Annotated in this window: 15 protein-coding genes and 2 pseudogenes; 5 read left to right on the forward strand and 12 right to left on the reverse strand. The window is 44.0% G+C overall.

Features of this window, described 5'->3' with window-relative positions:
• Positions 1-23: 23 nt before the first annotated feature.
• Positions 24-1,739: an IS66 family transposase gene (gene tnpC / locus ACOMG9_RS13070; RefSeq protein WP_448215655.1), complete on the forward strand. Its 1,716-nt coding sequence runs from the start codon at positions 24-26 to the stop codon at positions 1,737-1,739.
• Positions 1,740-1,785: 46 nt separating this feature from the next.
• On the opposite strand, the pseudogene ACOMG9_RS13075 reads toward tnpC, so the two are convergent.
• Positions 1,786-2,004, reverse strand: a pseudogene (locus tag ACOMG9_RS13075) (IS110 family transposase); the annotation flags it as partial.
• 217 nt (positions 2,005-2,221) lie between these two features.
• Here ACOMG9_RS13075 and ACOMG9_RS13080 point away from each other — a divergent pair.
• The 3 genes from ACOMG9_RS13080 (at position 2,222) to ACOMG9_RS13090 (ending at position 3,804) form a co-directional block, all read left to right on the forward strand.
• Positions 2,222-2,845, forward strand: a complete 624-nt coding sequence (locus ACOMG9_RS13080) for a hypothetical protein (protein WP_448217221.1) — start codon at positions 2,222-2,224, stop codon at positions 2,843-2,845.
• A 318-nt stretch (positions 2,846-3,163) separates the two neighbouring features.
• Positions 3,164-3,406, forward strand: coding sequence for a FitA-like ribbon-helix-helix domain-containing protein (locus ACOMG9_RS13085; RefSeq protein ID WP_422133948.1), 243 nt, complete (start codon positions 3,164-3,166; stop codon positions 3,404-3,406).
• Positions 3,403-3,804, forward strand: a complete 402-nt coding sequence (locus tag ACOMG9_RS13090; protein ID WP_448217222.1) for a type II toxin-antitoxin system VapC family toxin — start codon at positions 3,403-3,405, stop codon at positions 3,802-3,804. Before ACOMG9_RS13085 ends, ACOMG9_RS13090 begins: the two co-directional genes overlap by 4 nt.
• A gap of 331 nt (positions 3,805-4,135) precedes the next feature.
• On the opposite strand, the gene ACOMG9_RS13095 is transcribed toward ACOMG9_RS13090, so the two are convergent.
• A protein-coding gene (locus ACOMG9_RS13095) for an IS3 family transposase (RefSeq protein WP_448215008.1) occupies positions 4,136-5,700 on the reverse strand; the annotation gives its coding sequence in 2 pieces (ribosomal slippage) (positions 4,136-5,247 and positions 5,247-5,700; 1,566 coding nt in all).
• Between the two features lie 599 nt (positions 5,701-6,299).
• Between ACOMG9_RS13095 and ACOMG9_RS13100 the strand changes: the two genes are divergently transcribed.
• Positions 6,300-7,864 (forward strand): IS3 family transposase gene (locus ACOMG9_RS13100; protein WP_448215008.1). Its coding sequence is split into 2 segments (ribosomal slippage): positions 6,300-6,753 and positions 6,753-7,864, totalling 1,566 coding nucleotides; the frame shifts between segments, so codons are not numbered across the junction.
• 19 nt (positions 7,865-7,883) lie between these two features.
• Here ACOMG9_RS13100 and ACOMG9_RS13105 read toward each other — a convergent pair.
• The 10 genes and pseudogenes from ACOMG9_RS13105 to ACOMG9_RS13150 form a co-directional block, all read right to left on the reverse strand.
• Entirely contained in the window at positions 7,884-8,990 is a 1,107-nt protein-coding gene (locus tag ACOMG9_RS13105; protein WP_494530337.1) for an ATP-binding protein, read from the reverse strand.
• A 146-nt stretch (positions 8,991-9,136) separates the two neighbouring features.
• Entirely contained in the window at positions 9,137-9,655 is a 519-nt protein-coding gene (locus ACOMG9_RS13110) for a GNAT family N-acetyltransferase (RefSeq protein ID WP_448217225.1), read from the reverse strand.
• A gap of 172 nt (positions 9,656-9,827) precedes the next feature.
• Positions 9,828-10,088, reverse strand: a complete 261-nt coding sequence (locus ACOMG9_RS13115; RefSeq protein ID WP_422138103.1) for a helix-turn-helix domain-containing protein — start codon at positions 10,086-10,088, stop codon at positions 9,828-9,830.
• Between the two features lies 1 nt (position 10,089).
• Positions 10,090-10,371, reverse strand: a complete 282-nt coding sequence (locus ACOMG9_RS13120; RefSeq protein ID WP_422133954.1) for a type II toxin-antitoxin system mRNA interferase toxin, RelE/StbE family — start codon at positions 10,369-10,371, stop codon at positions 10,090-10,092.
• A gap of 126 nt (positions 10,372-10,497) precedes the next feature.
• Positions 10,498-10,845, reverse strand: coding sequence for a cupin domain-containing protein (locus ACOMG9_RS13125; RefSeq protein ID WP_422138104.1), 348 nt, complete (start codon positions 10,843-10,845; stop codon positions 10,498-10,500).
• 18 nt (positions 10,846-10,863) lie between these two features.
• Positions 10,864-11,292 carry a hypothetical protein gene (locus tag ACOMG9_RS13130; RefSeq protein WP_494530338.1) on the reverse strand — a complete coding sequence of 143 codons (429 nt, stop codon included), beginning with the start codon at positions 11,290-11,292 and terminating at the stop codon, positions 10,864-10,866.
• Positions 11,293-11,295: 3 nt separating this feature from the next.
• A complete protein-coding gene (locus ACOMG9_RS13135) occupies positions 11,296-12,000 on the reverse strand; it encodes an aspartate/glutamate racemase family protein (protein ID WP_494530339.1) in 705 nt (234 codons plus the stop codon).
• A gap of 102 nt (positions 12,001-12,102) precedes the next feature.
• Positions 12,103-12,507: an ACT domain-containing protein gene (locus ACOMG9_RS13140; protein WP_494530340.1), complete on the reverse strand. Its 405-nt coding sequence runs from the start codon at positions 12,505-12,507 to the stop codon at positions 12,103-12,105.
• A 58-nt stretch (positions 12,508-12,565) separates the two neighbouring features.
• Positions 12,566-13,205, reverse strand: a pseudogene (locus ACOMG9_RS13145) (FMN-binding negative transcriptional regulator).
• Positions 13,206-13,610: 405 nt separating this feature from the next.
• Positions 13,611-13,736: a hypothetical protein gene (locus ACOMG9_RS13150; RefSeq protein WP_448217230.1), complete on the reverse strand. Its 126-nt coding sequence runs from the start codon at positions 13,734-13,736 to the stop codon at positions 13,611-13,613.
• Positions 13,737-13,761: the final 25 nt, after the last annotated feature.

Raw genomic sequence — 13,761 nt, forward strand, 5'->3', positions numbered from 1 at the left:
GGTTTTATGGTAAAATAGCGACCATGAAATCGACCGCCGACACTCTGATTTTTCAGCCGAAATCCGCACTGGATTTGCCCTTTCATCAGGCTGAGACTAACCCTGAAATGGTCGCCTTGTTTGAGGCGATCCATTCGCAGGAAAGTGTCATTCTTGAAAAAGAAAATGCCCTTCTTGAAAAAGAAAATGCCCTTCTTGAAAAAGAAAATGCCCTTCTTGAAAAAGACGACATTATTCAAAAGAAGTCAGAGGTCATCGATTCTCAAAAAAAACGCATTGCGCAACTGGAAGAGTACCTGAGGCTCTCCCGATCCCGCCTGTACGGAAGAAGCACTGAAAAAAACAACAGCCAGGTCGACATTTTCAACGAGGTGGAGCTGGAAGGCTGCACCGGAGAGCAAGACGAAGCTGAAGGTCAGCCAGAGCAAGAGCCTCCAAAACCACGCAAAAAGAAAACAGGGCGCAAGTCATTTTCAGAGTCTCTGCCCAGAGTGCAGGAACGCTCTGAACTCAGTGAAGAAGAAAAAGCCGGAGCCATTGATACCTTCTTTGTCAAAGTCCGTGAAGAGCTTGATATCGTTCCGACCAAGGTTCAGGTGAAAGAAATTCTGCAAGAGAAAGCAGTCTTTCCAGAAGTCGATGAGCATGGACAGGAGAAGCGGGTCATTAAAGTTGCAGAGCTGCCAAAACACCCACTGCCCAAATCTTCACTCTCTGTTTGCACACTGGCCTGGATCATTGTCTCCAAGTACTGCGACGCACTGCCTTTGTACAGGCAAGAGAATATCCTCAAGCGATACGGTGGCTCTGTCACCCGGACGACGATGGCCAACTCTTTGATTCGGCTGTCTACAGAACTGCGGCCACTCATCAATTTGATGAGAGATCATCAAAAGACCGGTTCGGTGATCCATGCTGACGAAACCCGAATTCAGGTGATCAAGGAAACCAGCAAGTCCATCAACTCTGACAAATATATGTGGGTCAGCCTTGGTGGGCCACCCGGACAAACATCGGTGGTGTTTGAATACGATCCCTCAAGAGGCAAGGAGGTTCCCCTGCGTCTGTTCGAAGGGTTCAGCGGTTACCTGCAAACTGACGGGTATGCCAGTTACGACGCTGTATGCAAACAAGAAGGCATCACCCAGGCGGGTTGCTTCGACCACGTTCGCAGGAAATTTCTGGATGCCAGGAAGGGCGAAGCCAAACCGGGCAAAAAGGTGAAAAACACCCGCGTTAGCAAGGCGAATGTCGCTTTAGGCAAAATCGGTAAGCTTTACGCCATTGAGAAAGAAATAGGAGATCTTCCTCCATCAGAAAAAGCCATCCTGCGTCAGCAAAAGAGTAAGCCACTACTGGACGACTTTCATGTATGGCTGGAGAAAAACATAACCAGGCTAGACCCGGGCAGCCTGTCGCACCAAGCCATGAGCTATGCATTGAACCAATGGCCAAAACTGGTCGTTTACTGTGACAACGGCCACCTGGATATCAGTAATGCCGCAGCGGAAAACACCATCCGCCCCTTCGCTATTGGCCGCAAGAACTGGATGTTTGCAGACACGCCAAAAGGGGCGCAAGCCAGTGCCCTTTTATACAGCCTGATTGAAAGCGCAAAGGTGAATGGTCTGGAGCCTTTCAATTACCTGAACCATATTTTAAAAGAGCTGCCTTACGCCGATACCGTTGAGAAACTGGAACAGCTTCTCCCCTGGAATGTTAAGACAGGCAAAGAATAAGAAATCTTGGGGGCGGCAGCCAGTACGCTGGTTTATTTGGCGCTTACAGTTTAACGTTATGGCCCTGTTTCTGGAATAGTCTTGCAAGGTAGTGAGATCCGCCGCAAGCCTCCATAGCTATAAGGCATGGCTCAAGATTGGCAATGTACTCCAGTAAATTTTTACGAGAAAGTTTCTTTTTAATGAGTCTGTTGCCTTTGCGATCAATACCGAAAAGATGAAAGCTGTTTTTACCAATATCGATACCAAGTACTGAAACACACATGACTAGTTCGCTCCGTATTTATCCTGGTAAGTGCTCATCGCTACTTTAGCTTATTGAAACAGTTTAGGAGGGCGTTACGGAGAAAGACCAGTCCTTACCCGATTTATGCACTGGTCTCGAATAGTTAGTATTGCTAACACACATGTTTGTATTGGTAGAACTACTTGGCAGCAGCATTGTCAGATTAGTAATTAAATTGATTATTAAGGAGGATAAAGTGCAAGGAATAGATCAGGTAAACTTATTACAACCAAGTCCGCAAGACGCATCAAACCAAGAAAACCTTTCGTCAGGTAAATTTGCTAGTAAATCTATAACCAGTACATCGCTGAGCTTTACTTATTTTCCTAAAAGCCAAGCTTTCATTTCAGCTGTAAAGCTAACGGAAAGAGAGGCTGCTCAGCAAGATGTATTAACAATATATTATCCTCCAGGTAAAATTTTTTTTAGCTTTGGAGAATGTCAAAATGCATTGGGTTATGATAGTGGAAGTATGATTTTTAGTTATCATCCAGACCATAAAGCAGAGTTACATAAGCCAGAAAATCCTACTAGTAAAAATCACAAGTTAGACGGTTGGCACTGCCATATCAAAGTAAATAGAGCAAAGCTTTCTGATTTCATAGGGAAAGTTTTAATAAGGCATAATGTAGATACGACTGACGTTGCTCTTCATAAAAAACAATTTTTATATTCGATGTCTGCGCTCAGAGAAACACCCAGTCTCAGCGGGCTTACCTTTAAAGATGGCAGTATTACACAAAACTCTGAATGTACCAACATGAAAAAAAGCTTAGCTTTAAATAAAGCTGATTTTATGTCAGTTGAGCATATTGATTGAAGTGCCTAACGCTTGGTTCAGCTACGCCGTAGGCGTCACCTGGAACCACTTGGTACGCCCGGCATGGGCATAAACTTATGGAGTGAAAGGCAGGCATTGAACGACAGCTTTCTTGCAAACCTTGGACTTGTTTCTCTGAAAGATTTATGGATCAGGTTTCACCATCCTCGGTGAACCGCCCGGTGCGGATCCGCACGCCTTGGTGGTGTGGGGGCTGGAGGTTAGAGACCTGCGGCTACCCGATTTAGGTGCGTTGTTTGACTGATTGACACTTTGCAACCATAATGAAACCATTATGACATTTCAGGAGGTTAGGCAATGCCAGCCATTACGGTTAAAAACATACCCGAAACTCTTTATAACAGGTTGAAAGAAGCGGCTTCCGCCCACCACAGAAGCATAAATAGTGAGTTAATTCATTGTCTTGAGCAAATGCTTTTGCCTAAGCGAGTGAACCCTTCCGAGCACTTGCAGCGTGCCAGAGAGCTACGTAGAGGGATTGATGCCAATCTGGTTGATATTGACGATATCCAAGATGCGATTAATAAAGGCAGAGCATGATTGTTGTTGATACCAATGTACTCGTTTATTTGTACTTGCCAACGAAATACACCCCGCATGCGGAAAAACTTCTCGAAATTGACCCGTTGTGGGTTGCTCCTCACCTCTGGCGTAGCGAATTTAGAAATGTTTTAGCACTGTATCTGAGAAAGGAGCTTATTACCTACGACAAAGCTCTCCAGATACAGAATGAAGCTGAAACATTAATGTCTGGTAATGAATATGACATCAAATCACTGAACGTGTTATCCCTTGTAAATCAGAGCAACTGCTCAGCATACGACTGCGAATATGTTTCTTTGGCTATGAACCTTGGGACAAAACTGTTCACGATGGACAAGAAGGTAATTTCTGAATTTCCCCTGATAGCAGAGCCATTGCGCGATGTGAAGTTGTGAGCACCTAACGCCTTAATAACCTGTGCCGCCAGGCAACAGGCTGATTTATTTGTTATCAGTTTTGCGCAACCATATTCGACCTACAAATGCATAAATAATTAATATTGCAAAGCACGCCCCCGGGCATCCGTTGCTGTATTATCAAGCAGTGGCGTAAGCCGAAAACCCGTTATATAAATCTGATCAAGTTAGGCGTTGACAATATCAAAGACGCCTCGATCGCAGCCAGTAGCAAAGGGTATTACCGGCTGGCCAAAACCTTTGCAGTGCAGCAGGCATTGAACGACAGCTTTCCGGAGTTTTTCAAGATAGTTGTCCCGAAAACTGAATTTTAGGCTGCCTTTTTCTCGTTAATTCTTGCTTCAGACAACCGCTCAGGATTCAGTGCAACCGCACCTACAGGCTCCCAGTTTCTGATAACTCCTGACCAGCGCGTTGGATTAGCTTCTCGCGCTTTGGTATACACCTGTTTCCGGTGATTCAGGATTTCCTGATCTCTTTTCTCATGCCGTTGCGCAGGTGTCACAAAGCGGATTGAGCTATGGCGGTGTTCATTGTTATAAAAGCGCTCAAACTTCAGCATCCACTGTCGACTGTGTTCTAACGTCAGAAAACCTTGAGATGGCCACTGAGGACAGTACTTCACCGTTTTAAAGATCGATTCTGCAAATGCGTTATCATTACTCACCCTTGGGCGACTATGAGAGGGAATAATGCCCAATTCCTCAAGCTTGGCCTTAAAGGTACTCGACGTCATTGGAGCCCCATTGTCTGAGTGCAGTACAAGCGGTGTTTTAGTGCATTTTTCAGCCACCATTGTCCGGTTAATCAGTTCACTGGCTAACTCACCAGACTCACGGCTATGAATCTCCCAACCAACAATCTTACGACTGTAAACGTCCAGTATCAGGTAGAGGTACCAGAACTGGCCGCGTACCCTGGAAGGTATGTAACTGATGTCCCAACACCAGACCTGGTTAGGGCCAGTAGCAACATAGGTTGTCGGCTTGTTGCTTTTCGATCGCTTTCTTGAACGACCGCGGTGGTGCAACTGACCATACTTTTTCAACACACGGTAAAAGCTAGATTCAGAAGCAACGTATACTCCCTTGTCTGCAAGGGCTGGCACGATCTGCGATGGTGGCAGGCTCGCATACTCATCTTCATTACTGATAGTCAGAATACGTTGCTCCTCTTCCTCAGTCAGTTTGTTAGAGGGTACCGGGCGCAAGGCATCCGGGCGTTTGTCCGTTAACACTGCACCATTGTCATCGCGCCAGCGATTCAGTGTTTTCAGGGATATTTCCAATTGTTCAGCAGCCTTCCAGCGAGAAGCGCCGTTTGCTATAGCCTCATCAAACCATGTCAGCAGTTGGCGGCGCTTATCGACAGGTGTCAGTTGTCCTCGCTGTCTATCCCGTAGAAGGCATCGAGCTTTTTTGATAGCACCAGCAGGGCTGCAGCTTCTGCCAACGCCTTGTCTTTACGGCGAAGCTCTTTTTCAAGGCTCTGATTGCGCTTACGCTCTTGTTTTAATTGCTTGCTTTCCTGGTCTGCACGCTGAGAAGCCTGAACAGCACCTGAAATACAAGCGTGCTTCCACTCCTTGACTTGTTGAGGATAAAGCCCTTTTTTACGGCAGTATTCACTTAACTCTGTTTCTGACAAAGCAGCGGTTTCGACGACCACGGCAAACTTGCTTTCAGCAGACCATTGTTCTGATTTTTGTTCGTTCCCTGGCACAGGTAATCCTTTGTCCCGTAGTTTTTTACGCCAATTATACAGGGTTTGTTCGCTGATACCTTCCTCTCTGGCAACATCCGGCACAGAGCGATTGTGTGGTGGTAACAGTTTTTTCAAAACAGCTGATTTACGTTCCTCTGAAAAACGAGGCATATTCAACGTCCATCGCCCACTGTCTAGCTTTTATTGGTTAATCAGTGAGCGGGACAACTATCCTGACACAGCGGGTTTCTTGCAAACCTTGGGCTTGTTTCTCTGAAAGACTTATGGATCAGGTTTCACCATCCTCGTTGAACCGCCCGGTACGGATCCGCACGCTACGTGGGGTGGGGGTTGGAGGTTAGTATCCTCCGGCTACCCGATTTAGCCCTCCGAGTATATTTGTCCCCAAGGTGTATGCGTAAGCAGCACTAGGCCTATATCGTAGCTTAACACCATCAACGGTTTGTTTCTGAGTTATTGTTTTTGTGGTTACTAAGCCATCATCTAAATCATGCTGCTTTATAAATGCGATAATCCCCTTTAGAACTCTAGAGTCAGAGCATGGTAAATCAGACCACTTTACTTCAACACACCAGTAAGGCTTTTGAGTTGCAAGATTTAACCACACAATATCAACTTCGCCTGCCTTCCAACGAGCATAGTGTAAGTTTTCTATATTGGGATTATGTACCCACCCCGCTGTGTCAGGATAGTTGTCCCGCTCACTGATTAACCAATAAAAGCTAGACAGTGGGCGATGGACGTTGAATATGCCTCGTTTTTCAGAGGAACGTAAATCAGCTGTTTTGAAAAAACTGTTACCACCACACAATCGCTCTGTGCCGGATGTTGCCAGAGAGGAAGGTATCAGCGAACAAACCCTGTATAATTGGCGTAAAAAACTACGGGACAAAGGATTACCTGTGCCAGGGAACGAACAAAAATCAGAACAATGGTCTGCTGAAAGCAAGTTTGCCGTGGTCGTCGAAACCGCTGCTTTGTCAGAAACAGAGTTAAGTGAATACTGCCGTAAAAAAGGGCTTTATCCTCAACAAGTCAAGGAGTGGAAGCACGCTTGTATTTCAGGTGCTGTTCAGGCTTCTCAGCGTGCAGACCAGGAAAGCAAGCAATTAAAACAAGAGCGTAAGCGCAATCAGAGCCTTGAAAAAGAGCTTCGCCGTAAAGACAAGGCGTTGGCAGAAGCTGCAGCCCTGCTGGTGCTATCAAAAAAGCTCGATGCCTTCTACGGGATAGACAGCGAGGACAACTGACACCTGTCGATAAGCGCCGCCAACTGCTGACATGGTTTGATGAGGCTATAGCAAACGGCGCTTCTCGCTGGAAGGCTGCTGAACAATTGGAAATATCCCTGAAAACACTGAATCGCTGGCGCGATGACAATGGTGCAGTGTTAACGGACAAACGCCCGGATGCCTTGCGCCCGGTACCCTCTAACAAACTGACTGAGGAAGAGGAGCAACGTATTCTGACTATCAGTAATGAAGATGAGTATGCGAGCCTGCCACCATCGCAGATCGTGCCAGCCCTTGCAGACAAGGGAGTATACGTTGCTTCTGAATCTAGCTTTTACCGTGTGTTGAAAAAGTATGGTCAGTTGCACCACCGCGGTCGTTCAAGAAAGCGATCGAAAAGCAACAAGCCGACAACCTATGTTGCTACTGGCCCTAACCAGGTCTGGTGTTGGGACATCAGTTACATACCTTCCAGGGTACGCGGCCAGTTCTGGTACCTCTACCTGATACTGGACGTTTACAGTCGTAAGATTGTTGGTTGGGAGATTCATAGCCGTGAGTCTGGTGAGTTAGCCAGTGAACTGATTAACCGGACAATGGTGGCTGAAAAATGCACTAAAACACCGCTTGTACTGCACTCAGACAATGGGGCTCCAATGACGTCGAGTACCTTTAAGGCCAAGCTTGAGGAATTGGGCATTATTCCCTCTCATAGTCGCCCAAGGGTGAGTAATGATAACGCATTTGCAGAATCGATCTTTAAAACGGTGAAGTACTGTCCTCAGTGGCCATCTCAAGGTTTTCTGACGTTAGAACACAGTCGACAGTGGATGCTGAAGTTTGAGCGCTTTTATAACAATGAACACCGCCATAGCTCAATCCGCTTTGTGACACCTGCGCAACGGCATGAGAAAAGAGATCAGGAAATCCTGAATCACCGGAAACAGGTGTATACCAAAGCGCGAGAAGCTAATCCAACGCGCTGGTCAGGAGTTATCAGAAACTGGGAGCCTGTAGGTGCGGTTGCACTGAATCCTGAGCGGTTGTCTGAAGCAAGAATTAACGAGAAAAAGGCAGCCTAAAATTCAGTTTTCGGGACAACTATCTTGAAAAACTCCGCCACTGACTGAAGATTGCTGTTTCTGTCAAGGTTCCCATTGCTTCATGGTTTCCCTCCACAGGGCCAAAAAGAGCGGCCCTCATTGAAGGATTTGTAAGATATACCTTAAACGTTGTTGCCCTTTTGAATTTTTTCGCACTAATATCTACACGATGAATAATCTTTATTAGAAAAGCAGCTTCTAAATACTCAATATATTTTTTTATGGTATTTTTTGAAACACCTGACGACTTTGACAATGACTCTAAAGTTATTTCATTACCTGTGTTATAGGCCATAGCATTAAAAAGTTTATTCAATTCTTGAACATCATTTATCCCATAAAGACTTGGCAAGTCTCTTAAAAGCACTTTATCAATTATGTCACTCTTTATATATCTAGAGCTGTCTTCTTGTATCAATGATGAAAATACAGCTTCAGGATAACCACCATAGTTAAGATAGTTTACAAACTCTTTGTTTAGTTCTTCTATATCTAATGCTTCCCAAAATTCATCATCATAGCTCATGAGTTTATCTGACTTATTGATAAACGAAATGTACTCGGCGAATGTTAGAGATGGGAGAAGGAATTCTGTGAACCGACCTGCACCTGATTCACGGCTTTTCAATTTAAGAGCAGCAGCGGCTGAACCTGCGGCAATATACTTATGAGATGCATATGAATCAACAAGTGATTTTAAATGAACTTCCCAGTTTGGAAGATATTGTATCTCATCAAAAATTATATAGAGTTTGCTATCTCTCTTATGCTTAAATTCTTCATTAAAAAAATTTAAAACTTGTTCAAGCGAAAGACCCGTATATATAGGTGTTTCCAAAGAAACATAAAGAATGCTGGTCGGACTGACACCTTCTTCAAGTAACTTTCCAATTGTATGGTAAACCATAACAGTTTTACCAACTCGTCTAGGCCCCATTAAGACAGCAGCTCTATTTATAGATGACTCTCTAACCAATTCAAAGAAAGGAGTAAAGTAAAACCTCTTGGGATAATTTTGGTACCTAGATTCAATATTGGAGGTTTCCCACCATGGGTTATCAAAGTAGAGGCGCTTTATTATTTCATTGCCAGATATAGTTAACATGAAAATTACTATAAGATCAATTTATTGATTTTAAGTTTACTCTGGAGCCAAATAAAGTCAAGGGATTGATCTTAGCTGGATTTAGGAGGGCTAACGCTGGTAGCAAGGGTGCCGAACGCAGTGAGCCATCCCTTTGCCTGTAATTGTTATGTTGCATTTGGATGGCGGTAGATTTGCCAGAGCCCACCTCTGAACTCTGTTTCTTTTTCGAGATTTGCACCTACAGATTTCGCTAGCTTTTTTGATGCCAAGTTCTCTGAATGAATAAAACTTATCAAAGACAAATCTGGCATATATTTTTTGCCAGTTGCTTGAACAATCAGAGTTGCCTCCTTTGCAAAGCCATGTCCCCAGAACTCCGGAGCCAGTGCCCACTTTATTTCTGGAGATGGCCTGTCGTTAGGATACCAGAAGCCTACTGGACCCAGTACAGCGTTACTGGACTTTTCTACAACAGCATAAGGGCCATAACCTCGTAGTTGCCAATGGCCAATCATTCCTGCCATAGCTCTCCATGTTTCACCCTCTGTAAAAGAGCGACCAGTTGTGAATTTTGTAGCTACTGAGTCACAATAATATTTGTGCAAATCAACCCAATCACCGTCTTCGAATTGTCTGAGAATTAATCTCTCTGTTTCCAACACTTTGGGGACAAGAAAGTCCATTTGATGAATGACTCCTTTGATTTGTATGCAACATAGCGCCTAAATCAGGTGTGCTGTAGGCGTCACCTGAATTTTTTTTATGCGTCTGTTTGATACACCATGATCGTTGTTGTTACAGAATTCTGCTCTGCTTGATGTAATGCTTGAAAGCCATGTTTGAGATATAAAGCAATTAAGCCGCTGATTCTTGATTAATATCCCAACCAGGAAAAACTAGAACGGCTGGATGACATTTTAAGGCACGAGCTAAGATCTTGGCCCTTTCAACGCCAAGATTGACTCGATTATTTTCGATTGCAGAAAGTGTAGACTGCGGTATCCCAGTTATTTCCGCAAGTTCATTCTGACTGAGCTCTTGAAGCTCTCGTACAATCCGAACCGAATCGCCCACTGACACCTCTACATGACGTTTAGCTTTCCTGTATTCGCTCATTTCATTTTCTCCTGTAGTCGTGTGGAGTTACTTTTACGACCTGCACAAGAACATTGTCTTTCTCAACTTTGTAAATCACTCTATATCGCATATTTAGGCGTGATGATCGAAAGCCCTTCCACTCTCCACGTAGGGCCTCATCATTAAATCCACGAATCTGCTTTAGGCCTCCAGGGCCTGAGATCATTACGATATCCTTCCATTTTTCATACCTTTGCAAGACATCCTTCGGAATTTTTCGAAGCTGACCAGCCAATTTCTTATGTTCGTATATTTCCCACATACCAAATATAGTATATATATCATTTATAGTATGTCAATGATAGGTAGTCCGGCTTAACGCCCGCTTCAGCCGCGCCGCCGACGTCGGGTGGAGGGGCGAAGCCCCGGAACGAACTGGAAGCATTCGTTATGCCCGTGCTTCGATACGATCACCATGACTCGGCGGAACAGATGTAACAACAAAAACCAAATCTTGAGAGCTTGTATTTTTAAGCTGATGTGGGACTTTAGCCGGAATATGCAAGCCTTGTCCTGTAATCAACGAATGAACCACTCCATCAGCTTCAATAACTGCGTTACCAGATAATATGTAGAAAAACTGCTCTGACTTTTGGTGAAAATGTCGAATTTCACTACAGCCACTGGGAACACGCTCTTGGATTACACTGAGCATGGCAGACTTTACGAGATGCCAACCATCACACTTTTCGCCCCATTTGTAATGCTTGGCAGTATCTATAGAAACCACTTTCATTGCTTGCCCTTTTTTAACTTATGCTGGCTCTTTGCTTCTAGTAATTTTCTGAACTAACTCATTAAATTCACAATTTGCTGATATTTCCCAAGCATAATCTTCAGCGTATTGAGGGAGTGTGTGAATTATGTTATTGAAGTATGTTTTCCTATTCTCATATCCAAGCCAATCAAAAAGGCTCCTGAGAACTTTTCTCGAAGCTTCGTCTTTCCCTTGAAGGGATAAATGACATGCTGAAGAAAAAAAATTTCTGAACATCATATCTGTTCGGTTTGCCTTGTGGGACTCAATGATCTCTATGAGTTTTAGGAGTGATTCTTTTTTAGCCATTATATTTTTCTCACCGGTCAGATTGAAATTTGTTCTCTTGGTATAAGGGCATAACGCCTGCCTGTGCGGCGCCGCTGCAAGCGGCGTCCCAGGAAGCTTGCTGCCGACACCACGCACTTGTTATGCGTCACTTTGACTGGTTGCCAACTTCACAGCTTGTGCTGCATGAATTTGTGTTGTGTCGTATAGCGGGATATTTGTATGCTGCTGTTGAACAAGCAACGCAATTTCAGTACAACCAAGAATTACCGCTTCTGCTCCTTGCGAATATAAGTTGCTGATAATTTCGAGATATTTTTCTCTCGATTCATCATTAATTTCACCAAGGCACAGCTCATTGTAAATTACTTTATGAATAATGTTTTGATCTTGATCGTTTGGAACAATAACCTCTATACCATAATTTTCTGAAACTCGATTTTTGTAAAAATCTTGCTCCATTGTAAATTTTGTACCAAGCAAACCAACCCGCTTTATTCCATCAGTGATAAGTTTTTCTGCGGTTGCGTCTGCAATATGAACAAGTGGTATTGAAATAGAAGATTGAATCTCTTCTGAAACCTTGTGCATTGTATTTGTACAGATGAGGATAAAGTCAGCTCCACCCGCTTCAACTGATTGAGCGGCTTGAGAAAGAATTTTTCCTGTCTTATCCCAGCGACCAGAATGTTGCAGCTTTTCTATTTCATCAAAGTCAACACTATAGAGGCAGATTTTGGCGGAATGTAAGCCACCAAGTACTTCTTTGATACCTTCATTTATTGCTTTGTAATAGCTTGCGGTAGATTCCCAACTCATTCCTCCAAGCAGACCAATAGTTCTCATATTTTTCTCGTTTTACTCAATTGTTGATTTTTGCCACATAACCGCCTACATGTGCGGCGCCGTAGGCGACCCAGCCAGCTTGCTGGTGACACCATGTGCTTGTTAGCCATTTTTCCCCGATATTTCGTGCAAAGCTGCTAATGCAGCGTGAGCTTTTTCAGATTGAACAAAAACATGATCATGAAAATATGCTGCAATTACATTTGCACTGACACCTTTTGAAGCAAGTTTGTTTGATATTGCTGCTGTTAAACCAACAGCCTCCAAGCTTGAATGCACAGTTAAAGTGATTTGCTTGTAGGTATTTTCAAAACTAATGCCAGCACTTTCAGCACATTTTTTTGGTAAAACCAATGTTAAGCCCTCTGATTCATTGAAAGTAGCAAGAGGGTTTAAATTAATATACTCGGACAGTTGACCTGATACATTGCAAAATACAAATTCATCCTCAACTAGCACTGGGTTCATACTTTCCAGAAGTTTTCCAAGATCTACTATTCCTGACATTACGATACATCTCGATGTTATTATGACGGCTAACGCTTGCAGGCTGCGTCCCAGACAGTTAGCTGCGTTCTGATTGTTGCATTTTTTTGGACACAGAAATATCTGAATTGTTTTCTGAAGCCGCCAAACCGTTTACGACACCTGAATAGTCTGATGCTGTTTTATTTTGACTTAACTTGAAGTTACCAACTATATCATCAATAACGACCTCCAAACCAACAACAGCATTTATCAGTTTTTTAATGAACTCAAACGGAGCATCTGAAACTGACCAAGGAAGGGTTTGGTTTAGTTCATGAAAGTCAGAAATATTGTTGAGCAGCTGCAAAATCCAGTCACTTTCATGCCTGAAAAAAATTCGACCTCTAACGTGTACGACAGAGTAATTCCATGTTGGAACGACTTTACCCGTTTCTTTCTTTAGATGGATATAAATTCGGGCTGATATAAGCGCTTGGTCCATGAAAGATAAGCAGAACCTCCTGACCGTCTGAGACCTTTTTACATAAAGGGTTTACTTTTGCAATATGGCTTTGAAGTATTACCTGTGCATTCTTTCGTTTCTGAAGATAAAACGGAATATGGTCAGCATCCAAAGTATTTTCAGCTGAAACTATTAGAGTGCCAAGCGCATGCTCTTGAATAAACTCATACAATTTATCCAAGTTTTCTTCTTTAAATTTTGATGGAATGTGCATATTTACTCTTAGCAGCTGACGCCTGCATCAGGTACACCATAGGCGTCACCTGGATGCACTTGGTACGCCCGGCATGGGCATGAACTTATGGGGTGAAAGTCCCCTGTGGGTAAACCAGCATCGGATCTTGCGCCTAATAAGCCAACCGATGATAACCACTAGCTTAAGGCAAATGCAATCCCGCGAGGGATTGTGCGGAGGCAGTCTGACTGCAAAGGTGCGAGCCGACGGAGACTGGGCGTCCCCCATAAATCGCATACAAGGCCAACTCTCGTGGGCGAGTGAGCCAACGATCACAAAGCCCTCTGGTTTGAGAGATACGGTAAATGCAGCGGTCGCCTGCATGGATGCAGGTGAGGAGCGTGAGCAGGACGCGGAAGCTTTGTGTACTGACAGTTCATGCTCTTACTCGGGGAGGTCTGCCCAACCGGCGACCGTGAATAATATCCAGTTTGACCTCTGGTTCAACAGGTCTGGCATTCTGGCTTCATCAACCGGAATGAGCGAACCCGATGAAACACGGTAGTGCATTCAGGAGTAATCCTGTCTGTGTTTG

It is taken from the genome of Endozoicomonas sp. PH6C (assembly GCF_059322965.1).